Below are 19410 nucleotides of genomic sequence, written 5' to 3'. Positions count from 1 at the left end.
TTAGTTAAAGTAGTTTAAATCCAATTCTGAATGAATTGCTGGTTTTTACACCAGATTCGAAAAATTTGATGCCGCTTTGATAAAGCGTACCATCAATTTCCACATCAGAACTTTTACCGGTTACGAAATAGAACCCTATTTCGGCACCCATGTAAAATCTGGACGAAAAGTGATAATCGGCACCTACCGCACCCATTGCCCCAATACCAAAAAAGCCTCGATTATTGAAGCTAAATGATTGGTTAGGTTGAGAAATGATAGAAGATACATCAGAACCACCAGGTAGTGCTCCAGAAATATCAGAATCCGTTTCACTCGTTTGTTTAACAGATCTACTGGAAATGATCACATCCAAAGCGGCATAAGAAGTAAATCCATTTTCATTTAAAAAATGGTACTCAACACCAGGTGTAAACATAAATTGAGATACTGTTTGCGTAACGTCAGGAGTAGACATACCATCTTTATTATCGTCGATGGCAAACCAAATTCCTAAACGTGGTACAAGAACGTCATTCAGAAAATATCGCGCTCTGAATTGACCGAAGTTCAGCAAGGTTGTACTACTCGAGGAGTAGTTATTAACATCCCTACCAAACGGTGAAGAGGTGATTTCTATTAATAATTCCCCTGACGAAGGACTTGTCCCGCCGGAATCGTCCTGCGCAGATATGGCGCTAGTCAGGAAAATCATTAGAGAAACCAGAAGTAGTTTCTGCATAATGATTGTTTTATGGTTTAGTAAACAAATTAAAAGGCTATAGCAATCTAAAGAGACTTTTAAAGTATTGCAAAAATTGATTCGGTAGAAATTTAATGTTGACACAGAGTTTTTCTACCCGTAACACTTACATAAAATTTGGCTTTAGAACTTGTATGGAGCTATTATTCGCAATCGATTGCGGCATTTTTCATGAATATGCAAATCGATTAATCACCAAAATTTTTAGATAAAAAAATACCTATTGGGACAATAACTTAAATCTCCCTAAGTGAAATAGCTAGATTCGTACGCCAAAGATGATTGAAACCAATTTTGAAATTGGTGATTTGTGTTTTAGTCGGGATACCAATTTCGTAACCTAACTTCTGTAGAAACATCGACTGACTCAACTCTTTGTTTGAATGATTCCACATCACTAAGACCACCTTTCCCGCGATAGTGAAATGGATAAACTATCGCCGGCTTGAAAGCTTTAACTGCACTTGCAGCCTGCTCAATATCCATCGTGTACGGAAGATTCATACATACGAAAGCCACATCAATATTTTTTAGGTTTCTCATTTCAGGGATATCCTCAGTATCACCGGAAATATAAAGTCGTTTATCTCCCAGAGTCAGAACATATCCGTTACCTCTACCTTTAGGATGACGAGAGTCCTCTGTCTCAGGTAGGTTATACATTGGGATACCCAAAATTTCTACTTCTTCAAATACTATTGTTTGACCATTATCAATCACGGCTGCTCTTTTTTTCATTTCCTCCGGTAATTTTTCTCTAACCGCTTTAGGGACAATGAACTGAGCTCGTCCTATATCAAGAGCATCCAGTGTTTTCTGGTTTAAATGATCTCCATGAATATCCGTTATCAATATCAAGCTTGGATCTTTCAACCCATCGAATCGCTCCGCACCTCCATATGGATCTACATAGATGGTGTGACCATTCCAGCTTAGTACCAATGTACCATGGATGATTGGCTGAATGATTAACTCTCCTTTATTAGTGGCTATCGTATCAGGAGTTGCACGGTTTTGTGAAAAAGAAAGAGATGATGGTAATAAAGCAAAAAGGATAGGTAGGATATTTTTCATAGCGAAAATTTTCTTTCATCAACCTCATGAAGTTAAAGTTGTTTCAAGACAAACAAAAAGAAGCTATCTCAAAAGATTTATCATCCTGACCTGATAAGGAGATTCTTCCTTAGTCAGAATGACATTCTAATAGTAAAACCTTTGAGACAGCTTTTTCTAGAAATTTGGTTAGTCGTTAACAACAATCCTCTCCATCACATCATCCTCTTTGATCTGATCAATCACCTCTAAACCCTCAACTACCTTTCCAAAAACCGTATGATTCCTGTCCAGATGAGCTGTATTATCTCTATTGTGGCAAATGAAGAATTGAGAACCTCCTGTATTTCTTCCAGCATGTGCCATAGAAAGAACCCCCTTGTCATGGTATTGATTATCACCATCCAACTCACAATCAATTTGATATCCCGGCCCTCCGGTTCCATCCCCTTTCGGACAACCACCCTGAATCACAAAATTTGGAATCACCCTGTGAAAGGTCAATCCATCGTAATATCCATCATTTGCAAGATCAATGAAATTCTTTACTGTGTTAGGAGCATCTTCCTCGAAGAATTCTATTTTCATTACTCCTCTTTTTGTATGTATTTCTGCTGTTTTCATATCAGATAGCAAAGGTACTGCTTCTGTTAAAAATCATTAATTATGATGAATGGCTGAAACTATATCCTATATCACGAGTATCCTAATATCAAGTCACAAACTCAAATCCTATGCTCAAAAACTACTTCCTGGTGGCCATACGTCATCTCAAACGCCAACCTGGCTATGCCATACTCAATATTCTAGGACTTACCATTGGTATCGCTTCAGCCATGCTAATCGTGCTGTATCTCAATCAAGAGACCAGCTTTGATAGGTATCATCCTAATGCAGCAAATATTTATCGCATTTCCGCTGACATCACCGAGCCGGATAACGCTTTCAGATGGGCAGTCTCTCAACCACCCTTAGGAAAAACGGTAAAAGAAGAATTTCAGGAGATTAAGCAATTCACACGTTTTGCAGGTGGTGGGAATACCCGGTTTAGATATGACGACCGAAACTATGAAGCTGAAAATTGGTACCTCGTAGATTCAACTGTTTTTGATGTCTTTAAAGTGGATTTCATCCAGGGAGATCCTGAAACGGCCCTTGCTGCTCCCAATTGTATTGTACTGAGCAAAACCTTGGCAGAAAGAGTATTTAAAGGTGAAAATCCAATGGGTCAACTTTTGGAGACTGAACGGTTTTCATACAAGGTGACAGGTGTTTACGAAGACATTCCGGTCACCTCTCACATTCGACCGGATGCAATGTCCTCCTTCAGCACAAATGAACGATACGCAAATTCTCAGAGCTGGGGTGGCTTTGGTCTTTACACCTATGTAGTATTAAATGACGGAGTAGATCCAAGCTATATTGAGCAGCGTTTGAATGAGGAGATCATTCCAAAATATGTCGCAACTATTTTTGATCAATTTGACATTAAGGTCAAGTACGAAATGATCAACATTCAGGACATTCACTTGTATTCTGATTTTCAGAATGAACCATCTGCACTAGGCAACATCGATTACATCTACATTTTTCTGGCGGTAGCTATTTTTCTGGTATTGATCGCCTGCATAAACTACATGAACCTGGCCACAGCACGATCCATGCGCCGCTCACTGGAAGTTGGAATCAGAAAAGTGATGGGAGCAGTCAGAGGAGCTCTAATACGTCAGTTCATTGTGGAGTCCGTTTTGATTGCACTAGTCTCGGTGTTTCTAAGCATTATTATCCTACTAGTAGCTGTCCCAATGATTAACAATCAACTTGGAATATCACTATTACTTAGTGATTTATTATCGACAGAGATTGTTTTAACCTTAGTTGGAATTTTGATTTTCACCGGATTGGTTAGTGGCTCCTACCCTGCTTTTTATTTATCCGGTTTTAGTCCGATTAAAGCAATTAAAGGGGGATCAGGCAGCAAACGAACCGGCAATGTTTGGTTAAGAAGAGTGCTGGTTGGCATACAGTTTTCAATTTCCATCTTTATGCTGATTGGCACATTCGTGATTTATCAGCAAATGCAATTTGTCAGAAACGCGGATCTTGGTTTTGATAAAGATCAGGTGGTGAATTTTGCCTTAAACAGAAGTACCAGCGAGCGATGGGAAGCATTGAGAACCGAACTGCTTAAAAATTCAAATATTGAGAACGCATCTACCTCTATGGTAGTGCCAGGCAATGGATTTGGAAAAAATGTAATGTCCGTTGAAACCAACGAAGGTGTAATGGAGATTTATGGTGTGGACTGGTTTGGAGTGGACTATGACTATGTAGATGTATTGGGAATCGAATTGGTGGCAGGAAGAAATTTTTCCAGAGAGTTCCCGAGTGATACTGCCTCCGGGGTTTTGGTAAATGAAGCGATGGTCGAACGATTTGGCTGGGATAATCCGATTGGGAAGCGGTTTCAATTTGATCAGGATAGCACTGTTTTTCATAAAGTGATCGGTGTAATCAAGGACTTTCATCACCGATCACTTTACAACCCCATTGAATCATTCATGATATTCCCTAACATGAACAACCGACAGGCAATGGTAAAAATATCTGGAGATTTAGAGGATGGTCTTGACCACATTGAAGCGACCTGGAGCGAGGTATTTCCCAATATTCCACTCGAATATGAATTGATTGATCAGCATTTTCTTCGAGATTATGAAAGTGATCAATTAAGAGGACAATTATTCCTTGGATTTGCGCTAATGATGATCATCATTTCAGGTCTTGGATTACTTGGCTTGGCATCATTTACCGCCGAACAACGAACAAAAGAAATCAGTGTAAGAAAAGTATTAGGGGCTGATGTAAAAGGGCTGGTGCTTCTACTGGTAAAGGATTTTATATGGCTGGTACTGGTTGGCGCGTTACCGGCATTTATCATCGGATATAAAATCATGAATGGTTGGCTTGATGATTTTGAATATCATACAGAGATTAATGTGATGGTTTTTGTTATCGTGCTTGTCACTGTGGCAGTATTCGTAATGCTAACTACCGGCTTCCAGGCTTATAAAGCAGCTACCACAAATCCATCTGATAATCTCAAATATGAATAAAAAGAAAGCCCCATCCACAATAGCGGATGGGGCTTCTCAATACTCATTTATCTATTACCTTAAAAACAACATTTCTCTATATTTAGGAAGCGGCCAATCCTCGTCATCAACAAGTAGCTCTAGCTTATCTACCGCATACCTCAACGGCTCAAAATACTTGTTCTTAACATTATCACAATATTCTATCGCCCTTTCACGGATATCTTCGATCTTATTAATTCGCTTACGCTCTTCTGTCATTTCATGGGCAAGCCTCCTTACATTATTAATGTGAGTTGATACTTCTTCGATTGTCTTCTTAATCTCTGAAGCATCCAGTCCAAGGTCGTTTAAACCTTTCGCATTCTCAATCAGCTTAGATTGATATTTGGTAGCAGTTGGGATGATCATGTTACTAGCCATATCCCCCATCATTCTAGATTCTATTTGTACTTTCATGATGTAGTTTTCAAGGCGAATTTCATGTCTTGCTTCAATTTCTACCTTGCTCATCACTTTATGTTTTTCATAAAGTTTGATAGCTTTTTCAGTTACTGAAAAATCTAATGCACGCGGGGTTTCTCTTTCATTCGAGAGCTTACGCTTAGTGGCTTCTTTGACCCATTCATCAGAGTACCCATCACCTTCAAATCGGATTGGCTTAGACTCTTTGATGTAATCACGAAGCACATCAATAATGGCCAGTCTCTTTTCTCTTCCATCATCAATAAGCTTATTTACTTTCTTATAAAAGTCAGCAAGCTGCTCTGCCATAATGGTATTCAGCACCATCATAGGATCTGAAACATTCGCATCTGATCCTACTGCTCGGAACTCAAATTTATTACCCGTAAATGCAAATGGTGAAGTCCTGTTCCTGTCCGTATTATCAAGTATAATCGGAGGGATCTGGTCGATACCTAATTTCATGTAAAGGTTCTCACCTTTCTCAAGCAAAATGTCACCGGATTTCTCCAGCTTATCCAATACCTTAGTTAAGGTTGACCCAATAAAAACCGAAATAATTGCAGGTGGAGCTTCATTTGCTCCCAATCTAAAGTCGTTACCAGCTGACGCAATACTCGATCGTAGGATATCTGCGTACTCATGAACTGCTTTAATTGTGGTTACAAAAAAGGTCAGAAACAATAAGTTGTCTTTCGCACTGTTGCTCGGTTGATAAAGGTTTACACCAGTATCAGTTACCAATGACCAGTTATTATGCTTTCCACTTCCATTTAATCCTGCAAATGGCTTTTCATGAAACAATACGCGTAGGTCATGCTCATTGGCGACCTTCTCCATCACATCTTTCAAGAGCTGATTTTGATCAGTGGCTTCATTTACCGGTCCATACATTGGAGCAGCCTCGTACTGTCCCGGAGCTACCTCATTATGCCTGGTCATTAATGGAATTCCCAACTTATGAGCTTCGATCTCATAGTCTTTCATGAAATCATAAATCCTGCTAGGAATGGATCCAAAATAATGATCGTCTAATTGCTGACCTCTGGCAGGATTGTGACCATAAACCGTTCTTCCTCCCATTACAAGGTCCGGGCGAGCATTGTATAGAGCTTTATCTACGACAAAGTATTCCTGCTCCCACCCCAATGAAGCACTCACTTTGGAAATATTTCTATCAAAAAGACGACATACCTTAACTGCTGCACGATCTACGGCCTCTAATGCTTTTAATAATGGCGCCTTATGATCTAAGGCTTCTCCGGTATAGGCAACAAATATGGTAGGAATACAAAGTGTCTTGCCATAAATAAAAATGGGTGACGAAGGATCCCATGCGGTATATCCTCGTGCTTCGAATGTGCTTCTAATTCCACCGTTTGGAAAAGATGATGCATCTGGCTCTTGCTGCACAAGTGCTTCTGCTTTAAAGTTTTCGATTCCTTTACTTGGATCAAAAAAGGAGTCGTGCTTTTCTGCAGTTGCACCGGTCAATGGTTGAAACCAATGTGTATAATGTGTCACTCCTCGTTCAAGCGCCCAGTTCTTTACCGCTGATGCCACTGCATCTGCGGTATCAATATCAATTTTCTTTCTGTTTTTGATTGAATCTGTGATTCTTTTGTATACTTCAGGCGAGAGGGTTGCCTGCATTTGAGCCTTTGTAAAGGCCATTTCTCCAAAATAATCGGAGATGCGTTTTGAAGGTGCTTTTACATCAACCTTCTTTCTGGTTTGAACTAAATTAAGCGCTTGGTGTCTAAGTTGTGCCATGGTTTATATTGTTCTCAAATAAATTTAACGCCAAAATTAACGAATTTTTGCAAAATAGATTAGATAAGGATGATTTTTAAACCACATTAAAGTCTATTTGCATAAATAAATGATTTTTTAGATTCAATTTTTTATCAAAGTGACCATTTTTTACAAAAAAGACATAGAATCAGGTTCCAATACTCTTCCAGAAGAAGAATCTAAACATTGCGCACTTGTACTAAGGCATAAAGTTGGAGACAACATCAGGATATTTGACGGAAAAGGAGCTGTTTATGAATCAAAATTGACCCTGATTTCAAAAAAAGTATGTGAATTTGAAATCATCGATAAGAAAAAGGAACAACCGAAAGATTTTAAAATACACTTAGCTATAGCTCCTACTAAAAATATGGATCGTATGGAATGGTTAATTGAGAAGCTAAGTGAAATCGGAGTGGATGAGGTTTCCTTCATTCAAACTCAGCATAGCGAGAGAAAAAAAATGAGATTTGATCGTCTGGAAAAAAAGGCGATCAGCGCCATGAAACAGTCAGGAAATCCATTCCTGATTCAGATTAATGAAATTGTAACATTGGAGGACTTCCTTTCAAATTGTGATGAGGAACAAAGGTTTATTGCTCATGTGGATGAAACGCATACTTATGTGTCCGGCCTAGTTAAACCTAAGCATCCAATTTGTATCCTGATAGGACCGGAAGGTGACTTTAGTCCGTTTGAGGTGGATTCCGCTAAATCATCAGGATTTAAGCCAGTTTCGCTTGGCCACAACACCCTTAGAACAGAAACAGCAGGCTTTGTAGCCTGCTGCATCATTAACTCCATCAATAAGTATTAATAATTACTTAATAAGAATTTTATGTTTTTGGATATTGGATCCTTGTTGAACCATTAGGAAGTAAATTCCTGGTGTCATTTTACGAGTTACAGTCAGTTTCTCATCAATAAGCAATGCCCCATTGAATTCTGTCTCGACGTAAGACCTACCTGACATATCAACTATTTTCAAACTTACTTGTGTGTGATCGTCACCAGTCTGAATTCTTACATTTAGATTATCCTGCTGAGTAGGATTCGGATAGCTGGAAATCAAAATTCCTTTCAGTTGATAATCATTACTTACCTGAATAATTGGCAACAATTCATCTGCACCATCAAAATCTACCTGGCGTAAGCGGTAGTAATTAAGCCCTAAATACGGATTTCCATCCTTGAATGTGTATTCAATCGATTCGCTTGAATTACCATTTCCATCCACAATTCCAATTACCTCAAAAGAAATTCCATCAAGTGATCGCTGTACCTCAAAGAAATCATTGTTTATCTCAGTAGCTGTTTCCCAAGATAATGTCACTACATTATCCTGCGCTATTCCATTGAAATAAATAAGTTCTACTGGTAAGGCGGTGCTGGATTCTGCTCCACTGGTAAATATCTTCTCACTAAAGCTTTGTGTTAAAGTAGAAACAACATTTGCCGCACTTGGAACTCCTGAGCTTATTCCTCCAAGGTGATCCCATTCTCCACCTGCTTCATCCCATACCATTACCTGCAACAACTGATCATTAATATCATCTGAACTTAAACCAACATTGCTGATATCTATCGTAATCGCATCAAGCGTAGCTGACCCTACACCAGAGTCAATCCGCCAGTAATCCGAAGAATTGATATAAACAACCTGTTCATCCGGATCAGCATTGGTTTCAATGCTTGACATACTCGTAATATCATTCTCTCCACTTGCAAAGTCATCCGCCGTACCTGCATAATACTCCACTTCCCATGTCAGTGGGTTAGCAGACTGAGATCCATTTTGAATATCAATTTGAGTTGGTTTGTACGTATTACTTTTTCCTACTGGGAAAGAGAATACATCATCATCATTCAAGTCAACCTGAAGAGGACCATCAATAAACCCTGAAGTTCGAGACACACTACCAACGCCATTTAAGAGTCGAAGAGAAGCACCGGAAGCCTGTGTATTAATATTTCCTCCGTTCAATGTCAGGGTATTGGTAATGTTGACCACAGAACTAGCTGCCAGAATAACATTTCCGGTTGATTTATTGACAGTTAAATTATTGAAATCTTCAGTTGAAAAATCGCCAGATAAATTCTGGTTTCCAGTTCCATCCAAGATAATTGTACCATTTCCATTATTGAAAGTTGCCGCTCCCGCCAAAGTGAAATCACCTGCTAAATTTATAGCGCCGCTACCAGCATTAAAAGTACCTCCATTGATATTAAGGTCCCCAGATAAATCCACAGGTGCACCTGCCGATGTATAAGTTCCAGTAGTTATTGTGAAATTCTGTGCACTTAGTGAAGCACTTGAATTACCTAGAAGGAATGTTCCATTATTGATATTCACATTACCTGCTACTGTTGCATCATTATTGTTTATCGAATTATCAAGAATAGCTCCATCATTAATATTAATTCCGTCAGAGCCAATATTTAATGTTACAGCAGGAAGTGTTTTGGTTCCACCACCCGAGATGGTTAACCCCCTTATTCCCGAGGCAAAGTCGGGAGATATTGTATAATTACTTGCTCCTGATAGCTCAAGTGCTCCACCATTCGTCAGGAAGAACAAATCATAATTGCCACCAGGAATAGTTGAGTTGCTCAATTTTAGCGTTCCCGTCCCACTTACTTCTCCAAAGTTATGACCATCAGAATCTGAAACGTCAAGTACGCCATCAATTTGAATGCTGAAAACATTCTGATCATTATCGGTAGCTGCATCCATAGTTATTTCATCTGCAGCGCGTACAATTACTATCGTTCCAGGCTGTGGTATGCCATTTCCATCATCAAAACCATCTCCGTCTATATCTATGTCCCAATTACCAGCAAGGTTCCAAATACCGGTTGTGTTTGACCTGTACTGAGCAAGTTCATCAGGGATATCATTACCTATTGTGTATTCACCATCGAATGTTGTTCCTCCAAAAGAAGAAAGATCTGTATTCGTAAAAGTGATGGTATTGGTACTGATATTAACAAGATTACCAGATGGTTTGAACCAGTTTGGAGCTATCAGTCTGGTAGCGTTGTTTTCCCATGTTGCTTCATTTTGACCTGCGTTGTTGGCGTCTTCTTCCAAGTATTCGAATGAAATGCTTCCTGCAAAATTTGCGACTGTCGTTGGGTCAGTTGTTACCACCCAATAATAGTTTAAAACATCAGCTCCTGTTGCAGAAGGATGAGTAGCGTTTATAGGTTTAACCAATATGGATCCAGGATCATCAGAGTCATCTACGTCTAATGTTACTGGAGTGTATTTTCCTGGAGTTCCTACCGGAATTTCGAATGTTGGTGCGTCAACTGAAGCCACGAACTCTTTTTCAACTCCATCACTTTTTTTCACTCCATTAACTGAAATCATTCGATTTTCATCAAATGATGATGAAGTTGTTGCCTGGGCATCAGAATCAAAAATTAATCGATTATCTCCAAGCTTTAACACACCATTATCTAATGCCAATTCATCATTAATCAATACCTCAACAGCGGAACCTGCATTATCTCTAATAGTTACGCCATTAGAATTGTTGATTATCAGCTTATCAAATGAGGCCACCCCGTCAGGTAAATTGATGTCTTGTGCGCTCACTCCTTCCATTGAGATGCCACCATTCCCAGAGCCATCACTCACTTGATTTGTAGTGGCATTCAAATCTCCCAACAGTGTGATTCTATTTCCATTATCATCCAATTGTCCTGAAAGAATATCAAGATCTCCATTTACTGTAATAGTATTGCTTAATGTTAAACTTGTTGTTGGGTTTATCTGGAGATTATTAAAGGTAGTCGAAGTTGAGCCTAATATTTGTTGAGTAATCCCATCGAAAAGTGTGGTGTTAGTACCCGGGCTGTATGTTCCGTTATTGGTAAATCCACCACTCACATTAAGGTTAAAATTATTAGAGATTAATGTACCTCCATTTAATATTTCCAGATTATTAGATATAGTAAGAGGCTGAATCACCATTGCTAAAGTCGGTGCGTTAAAGTTGGCATTATCTATTCTGATATTTGGAATTGGAGACGCTGAATTAATCTCGTAAGTCTGATTTAATCCATTTTGGACCGTAACTCCAGCCACCATGCCATTATACCCAAAATCTATAATCGGATCTGTAGTAATGTTTACATCTACATCACTTCCAATAATGAACGTACCCAAATCAGGTGATGATTGAGCATTCACAATTGCAAAGGAAGTGGAAGCTCCACTTAAATTAAATGAACTGGTGCCTGCCACCCCTGTATTCACAACTTCAAAAACTCCTCGACTATCTTCTGGCGCTACGTTTACTCCAAAAACAGCTGTGCCTCCACTTTGCGAATAATTCAACACTCCATCATTCGAAAGAGTGCTTCGGCGTAATTGAGAACCTACCACCAGATTTCCGGATGTAATTTCAATTTCTGCTCCTCCGCCAGCACCATATTCAATATAGTTGTTTGCTCCAGATCCACCATCCAAAACTAAATCGCCCCCACTAAGGGATATTTTTCCATTAAGCCTCAATCCATTTCCACTTCCTGAACCCGAAGCTGTCATTCTAACTGTTCCTGCCTGAAGATTTAACGCTGAAGTAGCAGGAATAATGAAATCACCACTTCCTTCATTTACATCTAAATCAATGCTTGCATTATTTAATATCAATGTTCCATTTTGCAGCTCAATTGCCTTACTAACCCCTGATGATGAGGCACTTAATGTAAAATTATCATCAAATGTGAAGGAGGATGTTTGATCTGTTCCTTTATTAACAATTAACCTATACAGATCAGCATCGACACCTGTATTATTAATAAATGAATGTGTGCCAGCACCACTTACTTCCAATTCAACTTGAGCACCTGCTGCTGTAGTCAAATCAAAACCTGTTCCATCTGTCAAATCAATATTTTCATTAACCTTCAGGCGATGAATATCTGTTCCTGCGTTTTCAACACTAATATTATTCCCCGGATCATTACTATATACAATGGTTCCAGTCTCAAGAGTTACATTGGAACCAACATTAGGGAATTCAATTGTTCCCGCGCCGTTAGATCCTATTTGAACTAGGCTATCAATGGTCCAATTAGTAGAAATAGACATGGTGGTGTTATTATCAACCACTATACCAAAGGCTGTTACATCTTGTGAGAAGTCTAGTGTTCCTCCTCCTCCAAAACTTCTGAAAATTGGGAACTGGAACCTGTCAGTAATGGTAACATCAGTGGCACTTTGGAACCAGTAGAAAAATCCATTATTCTTCTCCTCGATAAAATCTCCAAGATCCCCAGTAATTGTACCTGTTTCGGGTCCAGTCCCAACGTCTTGTACCAGTTCACCAGTACCGCTTATTCTATCGGCAGCTAAAGTAAACCCTCCTCTTATTCTCACACGTGACATATCTGTTACATTCAGTGCAGAACCACCAGCCTGAGAATCAAAAATGAGTTGGGCCACAGTTACGTTACCAACTGTATTGTCTATTCGTATTTGATGTCTTCCTGTTCCGGAATTGGTACAAGGATCGCATCCCAGCGCATCGACATAGACACTTCCAACTACTGCAATATCTCCGGCTTGAGGATAATCACTTGCTGCTGCTCCAAGGTGCTGATTAACAGGGTCAGTAGACCAGTGTTGTGTATCCTGCCATTCCCACCATGATCCATTCGTGGCACGGCTATAATAAATTTCAGGTGCTCCATTCCATGCATTACTTCCTGCAGCACTGAAATTAGCATTTACTATTGTAAATCTATTACCTGGAAATGCTCCATTGTTGGAAGTTCCATTAAATACTAATTCGTTTGAGTTTCTATCGTCATCATTTGCATCCTCTTCTACTCGAGTAAATGGCGCTTCATCAAGGACATAGCCCCCATTGTACTGGTTCTCATTACCAGTAATATCTTCATCATCATAGTAAAACCTTAAGGAAATTGAAGGATCTGAAGAGAATCCATTGTGATTTAATCGCCAATAGAATGTTAGTTTGTCAGTTTCAGAAACTTCAATAGTTGGTAAAACAGCATCTGCTACATTTATTTTAACATATCCGCTATTCGCTCCACTGGTACCTGAAATAGATAATTCTGCTGGAGTATATTTATCGGTACCAGACTCCTGGTCGGTCCCGATTGGAAATAAGTAATCATCGGCATCTGACTGAATAAACATTGAAATTCCTTGATCCGAAGAGTTACCGGCTGTTCGAATATATCTGGTTGCCCCAAAGTTTCCAACTCCCCCTAAATCATCTCTGATAGGTGTTGAGGCAGTGCTTGAAATCGTTAATTGATGGATATCGATATCCAGGATTCCATTTTCAAGATTTAAAATACTATCGATTTGTTGGTCTTCAATAAATGAAACTGAATTAGTGGCATCATCAATGGTAAGAATTTCGAAACGACCATTTCCATCTCCCCCTATCTCGTGAGAGGCAGACCCTCCTGTGACCTCTATCCTCCCAGGACTTGTATAATCTGTCTCATGTATTCCTGAATTACTTATATCACCATTTACTTCGATGATTTTTCCATTATCATTTAATGTAACCCCACTACCTATGGTCAAATCCCCTAACACAACGACGGTAGCTAAATCTCCCCCAAATCTTTTTTCGGTTCCACTACCTGTAAAAACCAAGTCATTAAATCCTCCCCCTACAAGTGGAGTTGTTCCATTTAGTCTAATCTGTTGAATTGGTGAGGATCCATTAAAGTATGTTGTATTAGCGCCAGGATCATATTCCCCCCCATTGATAATCGTGAAGAGATTACCAACTGTAACATCTTCATTGTTTGCATCTAATCTTCCGTCCGTAATTGTAAGGTCATTAGAAAGAACTAATGGTTGGGCGAATTGAGCAGGTGAAGGTGTGGTGCCAGAATTATCATCGGGTAGTACACCTCCAGCACCAGGACCGAGATCATTGGAATCAATGATATCAGAAATTATCAATTCTCCAGTTCCTGAATTATTATAAGAGAGATTATAAAGTGGAGCTGTTGAAACTATCTTATAGTCTGTATTGGATGTATGTATAATATTGATATCGCTTGCAGCAACGTTATAATTTCCTTCTTTCACTCCAATTTGAATTGCCGCATTGTCTTTGCCCCTATTTCCATCCAAGGTAATGTTTATCTCGGGAGGGTTGGCAGCATCTGCTGCGTTGAGGATAAAGTTCTGATCTTCCCATGGCACACTGAAGATGGCATGGTTTCCATCAGCACCACCTTGCCCTACGTTTAAAGTACCGCCAGTCATTATAAACGATCCTCGTGGTGCGCCATCAGAACCAGTCTTATTTCTATATTGAGTGATATCTACTGTTCCACCGGTCATTTCAAAAACACCTTGATTATCAACAAGTATTGTTCTTTGACCTGTACCCGTAAAAGTTAATGTAGCATTATCAGAGACTTTTAGCTTTCCAAATGGATGAATTCCCCAATCATTGGATTTTGTAATGTGGGAGTTGCTCGCCAGCCATAACTGAGCATCCAGGTCAATGATATAGTTTCTATTTCCTCCCTGTGTTGAAGGGTCAGACCCATTGTTATCTTCTTTTGCAATTTGATCGATAACTATATTGTCCCCTAGTTTAAGGATTCCAGCTTCCAAACCTAGAGCTCTATGATTATCAATATTTGGTGTATCACCAGAATCATCACTCTGATCCATAGCAATCCTTCCTAGCAGTCTGAAGTTTGATGAAGAACTTGCATTAAATTCTGCTTTAAATGTCTGACTTGTTCCTTTTGCCACTTCAATTCTGTAAAAATCAGTCGTACCATTTAACGTAACCAATTGATCTTCAGAATCATTTGTGAATAACACTTCTACCACACCAAATTCTGCACTCGGAATATCATTTGTTCCCGTATTATTATCAGCGTCGGCTGCTGTCGGATATTTGTCCCTATATCTTCCATCAGCGATGGAGGTTGGACTTAGATTTGTGAAAGTTACTGATCCATTATTTATAAAATCACCCAATAGCTCAAGTTGATGAAAAGTGAAGACTTCACTTGTGCCAATTTCTGAAGAAGCATCCACATTTCCTGTTGTTACAGCTCCTGAAGCACCTACTGTAAAATCCCCATTCACTTGAATATTAAGAGGAGTGGTATTATCTGTAAAGCTATCTGACGTATTATCGTTAATCTGAAGTGTTCCAGAATTAACATTCAAATCGCCATTTAAGGTATAATCAGCCTTTAAGACAATAGTGTTAGAGGCAGAGTTTATGATGACATTATTGAAAGTTCTATTAGTTGTTAATTCATAATCTGCTACCGGACTCTGATCCTCATAAGACACTGTACCTCCAGCGCTTGAGTTAAAATCAGTAGCAACTCCTCCTGGAAATTCGTCTGATGCTATTTTAATCGTTCCTTCTCCGGATATTGAATTGAAATTGTGATTTATGGTGGTTCCTACATTCACAACTCCTCCGGCATTAATAGTAATTGATGAAATCACCAATCCATTAAAGTTCAAGTTCATCTCATCACCATTTAGTATGGTAACATTATCTACGAAATTGTTTGGAGTTAAACTGCTTGGGTTTACTCTGGTTGTACCTGACGGGTCTAATGTCCAACTGTCTGGATCGTCCCAATCTCCACTCCTGAAGCTATACCAGTCTGTCCCACTTCCTGACAATAGATCAGCAAGATTTATTTGCCCGTATACTGCGTCATCATCATCCCTGGCTAACAATATCCCATCTCCATCACTATCAGTAGATCCATCCAGCCTTCCATCATCAGGTGTTGTATCAGTCAAACCTACTTCATCAACGTCTTCTACTGTATCACCATCATTGTCGAGATCCCTAAAGTCAGGTGTTCCGTCAGAATCCTGATCATTGGCACTAAGAATTGATCCAAAAGTGGCGTTATTGGAGTCTACTTCATCCGGTACCCCATCCTGATCTGCATCAGTTCCTTCAAATATGCCATCATCATCCGTATCAATATTCGTGCTTCTACCACTTTCTACCAAGTCGGATATTCCATTATTGTCAGAATCAAGATCTCTGAAATCTACAGGTCCGGCTGAATCAGAGTCACTAATAGTAAAACTTCTGGTACCATTATCAACAGCAGTTTCAAGAATGTCAGCGTACCCATTTGCGCCAACACTTACCGACAGGTCTATCATCCCATCATCATTAATATCAAGTGTTGCAGCTATAGAAGTTACATCAGCATCAGCTTCCGCTCCTGACTCATATAAATCTCCAATGCCATCATTATCACTATCCAGATCTCTTGAATCTGCAATTCCATCACTGTCAGTATCTATTAGGCCACTTCCTTCGTCAGTATCCAGGAGTCCATCATTATCATCATCTAAATCATTTGCATCTGATATGCCATCATTATCCAAATCCGGATCATAAGCAATTCCAAAGAAAACCTCCCCTGAAAAGTCGATGTTAGTAAAAGTCAAAATGTCGTTTGCAAAAGAAGAGGCTGAAAACTCGGTTGGTGAAGAGAATGACGCATTATCGTCTAAGAGCAAGCGATAATTACCAATCGCATCAGGTTTAATAATCACACTTGAAAGGTCAAAATCTAATTGATCTATATTGGTAGTAGCCCCAGTAACCTGATATCTCCAAATTCTCTCAAATCTTGCGTCTCTTGAACCGGATCCACTTGTAACTGTTCCAAGGCCAGCACCATCATTTCCCCAAAAGAAATAATCACCGTCATTTAGGCTAGCATCTAAAACAGTGAGAATGGCATTTGGGCTCTCGCTCAAAGATTGTGACTGGTTTAACGATCCTGCTACATCACGGCCAATTGCAGCTATCATATTGTTGTAACCTGCATTTGTTGTATTATCCCAAATTATTGTACTGCCATTGGAAGCAACATAATTTGAGCTTAATGTGATTCCATATTTAACAGCCAGATAAGATTCAATTTGACTTCTTTCTGTCGCAGATAGAATTGATTCAAAATAAATTATCTCTGCAATACCTCCATCAATTCCACCCCCATTATCATTTCCGTTAAATGTACTCGCTTCAGAATTAGCAGCGATGTAACCAAACCTTGGAACCTCTCCCGAATCACCAAGCAGCCCACCTGTAGCACCATGTGCACCTGAATAGGTATCTCCTACTGAACCATTGAAGAAAAGATTTTTTTCATCAGAAGTAGTTGAATAGTTCGCCCCAATCAAATGAGTAACACCATCTGAGGCTGAATTGGAAGCATTATTATCATCTGTTTCGTCCGGGGCTCCTTCTACATTTGTACTTAACCCATAATTTGCGCTTCCGTTATGATTCAATGCGAATCTGAAAAAAGAAGATCGATCAAAAGAAACGATAATACCTTCATCGTTCTGACTGCTTTTAACAATCGAATAAATGGTAAATTCATCCAGAGTATTAGTTGTTAAATCATAGTTTAGGTCTACAATAGGCAAATGTGTAGATCCATTAAAAGAAATAACCGGATTATTGTTTATTGTATTTGAGGCATCATAGGTAGGTCTTTCGCCAGAATCATTTTGTTCTCCATCATATCCGTTTCCTGATTGATCTCTCCAAAAACGCACTAAATCTCCATCTTCTGTTGCATCAGAGGCCGCCTCCTCAGTGCCCGCATCACCCTTGAACCAAAAGGTAAGGTTGTTAGAAACACCCGCAGGTACTGGTAAAGTAAATGCAACTGTCATGTATATATCACCAGCAAATGATGAAAAATCCACATTTGACAGAGTTAAAACATTGCTTGAAAATGTTCCTGAAACTTCTATGGGTGAACTAAAGGATGCATTGTCATCAATTAAAAGCGCAATATCTGAAGAGCTTGATGGCAATACCGAAACAGCATTTAAATCGAACTCAAGTTGATCTACATTATTGGTAGCCCCCGTAATTTGAAGTTTCCACACTTGATCAAGTTGGCGATCAAAACTTGAAGCTGATGCTGAACTTGCAAAACCCGCATTATTATGTCCCCATACTAGATAATCATTTTCCGAAAGTGAATTATCGGTGACACGGAGTATAGCAGATGAGTTTATACTTTTGGAAGAACTTTGAGAAAGCCCTGCATCAGCATCTTCAGCCAAAGCAGCTATATCATTATGATAGGCACTATTTGCATCAGCATCCCAAACGACAGTAATGCCATCTGCTGCCAGATAATCTCCTTCACCAGCCTCAAATGCGGTTGCATCACCATCCGTATCACTACTTAGCGTGATGCCATATTTAATTGCTAAATAAGTTTCAATCTGCTGACGTTCAGTTGCGGTTGGCGCATCGGAATAATAAATGAGCTCTGCAAGATTTCCATCTAAATAATTGGTGGGTCCGATGCTTCCATTAAACGTGTTAGCTTCCGAACCAACCCCTATAAATCCAAATCTGGTAGTTCCTGTTCCAAATGCGGTATTCCCTGCATCTGTTGAATTATCAAGTGTCCCATCGAAATATAAAAATTTGTTGACACCTGAAACACCTGAATCAAAACTACCCCCTAAAATATGTGGAATCCCATCATCCTCCGGTGTTCCGTTAGCATTAAAGTCGTCAACGGTACCACTTGAATTAGTTGTACTAAGTCCAAACCCACCATCATTATTATGATCTCCTGCGAATCTGAAATATTCATTTCTATCAAAAGAGAGGATTACTCCTTCACCTGAATTAGTTGTCGTAAGAACGGCAAAAACAGAAATTGCTGAAGGGGTTGTTACTGCAGGATAGTTCAATGAGTTTATTGGAAAATAGTCGTCATTACCGTCAAAAACGAATACTGGATTGCCATTGATGGTATTGGTTAAATCCAGAATTGGCCTAAATGAACTAGTTCCTTGCTCAGCGTCGTATCCATTTCCTGATTGATCTCTCCAGAATTCAACCGGATCACCATCTTCGGCTGGGTCTGCATTTGCTTCTTCTGCACCAGTGTTCGCTTTATACCACAACTGTAAATCAGCCGTGACTCCACCCGGACTTTGGGCGAAAATGTCATTTCCAAAAAATATAGCTATGACTAATGGTAAAAATTTACGCATACGCATTCAGATAAATCAGATGTTTATACATTAAAATTCAAAAAAGTAATCCCAAATAGATAATCTTTTCGTTCAAATGGCGAAAATAATTGTTATACAAGGTGGTTTAGATAGATACGGCGAGTTTATCTACAATATTAGATTTAGCTCAATGATAAGGGAAAATCATTAAAACCTACAGCGAAAGAATTGAATTTAAGCTAAGA

7 protein-coding genes are annotated in these 19410 nt (G+C 39.3%); 2 read left to right on the top strand and 5 right to left on the bottom strand.

The window, feature by feature from the left end:
• Nucleotides 1-4 precede the first annotated feature (4 nt).
• The 3 genes from ACQK2H_RS07640 to ACQK2H_RS07630 form a co-directional block, all read right to left on the bottom strand.
• Nucleotides 5-721 carry a hypothetical protein gene (locus ACQK2H_RS07640; RefSeq protein ID WP_425390843.1) on the bottom strand — a complete coding sequence of 239 codons (717 nt, stop codon included), beginning with the start codon at nucleotides 719-721 and terminating at the stop codon, nucleotides 5-7.
• A 336-nt stretch (nucleotides 722-1057) separates the two neighbouring features.
• Nucleotides 1058-1816: an MBL fold metallo-hydrolase gene (locus tag ACQK2H_RS07635; protein WP_425390842.1), complete on the bottom strand. Its 759-nt coding sequence runs from the start codon at nucleotides 1814-1816 to the stop codon at nucleotides 1058-1060.
• Between the two features lie 168 nt (nucleotides 1817-1984).
• Nucleotides 1985-2419, bottom strand: a complete 435-nt coding sequence (locus ACQK2H_RS07630; protein WP_425390841.1) for a peptidylprolyl isomerase — start codon at nucleotides 2417-2419, stop codon at nucleotides 1985-1987.
• Nucleotides 2420-2529: 110 nt separating this feature from the next.
• On the opposite strand from ACQK2H_RS07630, the gene ACQK2H_RS07625 reads away from it, so the two are divergent.
• Entirely contained in the window at nucleotides 2530-4911 is a 2382-nt protein-coding gene (locus tag ACQK2H_RS07625) for an ABC transporter permease (RefSeq protein WP_425390840.1), read from the top strand.
• A 54-nt stretch (nucleotides 4912-4965) separates the two neighbouring features.
• Here the strand turns inward: ACQK2H_RS07625 and ACQK2H_RS07620 are convergent, their stop codons facing one another.
• Nucleotides 4966-7128: a glutamine synthetase III gene (locus ACQK2H_RS07620; protein WP_425390839.1), complete on the bottom strand. Its 2163-nt coding sequence runs from the start codon at nucleotides 7126-7128 to the stop codon at nucleotides 4966-4968.
• 139 nt (nucleotides 7129-7267) lie between these two features.
• Between ACQK2H_RS07620 and ACQK2H_RS07615 the strand changes: the two genes are divergently transcribed.
• Entirely contained in the window at nucleotides 7268-7966 is a 699-nt protein-coding gene (locus ACQK2H_RS07615) for a 16S rRNA (uracil(1498)-N(3))-methyltransferase (protein WP_425390838.1), read from the top strand.
• Nucleotides 7967-7969: 3 nt separating this feature from the next.
• On the opposite strand, the gene ACQK2H_RS07610 is transcribed toward ACQK2H_RS07615, so the two are convergent.
• The gene (locus tag ACQK2H_RS07610) at nucleotides 7970-19204 is read right to left on the bottom strand and encodes a T9SS type A sorting domain-containing protein (RefSeq protein WP_425390837.1); all 11235 of its coding nucleotides are present in this window, start codon (nucleotides 19202-19204) and stop codon (nucleotides 7970-7972) included.
• Between the last annotated feature and the right edge of the window lie 206 nt (nucleotides 19205-19410).

This window comes from Ekhidna sp., assembly GCF_965228795.1.
In the GTDB taxonomy this organism is placed as follows: Bacteria; Bacteroidota; Bacteroidia; order Cytophagales; family Cyclobacteriaceae; genus Ekhidna.
Note: the sequence above shows the minus strand (reverse complement) of the source record. Positions and strands in the feature narration are given on the sequence as shown.

What these genes read in the sequence shown, in the direction of transcription:
- ACQK2H_RS07640 (WP_425390843.1), bottom strand. Translation starts at nt 721, where the DNA reads ATGCAGAAACTACTTCTGGTTTCTCTAATGATTTTCCTGACTAGCGCC.
- ACQK2H_RS07635 (WP_425390842.1), bottom strand. Translation starts at nt 1,816, where the DNA reads ATGAAAAATATCCTACCTATCCTTTTTGCTTTATTACCATCATCTCTT.
- ACQK2H_RS07630 (WP_425390841.1), bottom strand. Translation starts at nt 2,419, where the DNA reads ATGAAAACAGCAGAAATACATACAAAAAGAGGAGTAATGAAAATAGAA.
- ACQK2H_RS07625 (WP_425390840.1), top strand. Translation starts at nt 2,530, where the DNA reads ATGCTCAAAAACTACTTCCTGGTGGCCATACGTCATCTCAAACGCCAA.
- ACQK2H_RS07620 (WP_425390839.1), bottom strand. Translation starts at nt 7,128, where the DNA reads ATGGCACAACTTAGACACCAAGCGCTTAATTTAGTTCAAACCAGAAAG.
- ACQK2H_RS07610 (WP_425390837.1), bottom strand. Translation starts at nt 19,204, where the DNA reads ATGCGTAAATTTTTACCATTAGTCATAGCTATATTTTTTGGAAATGAC.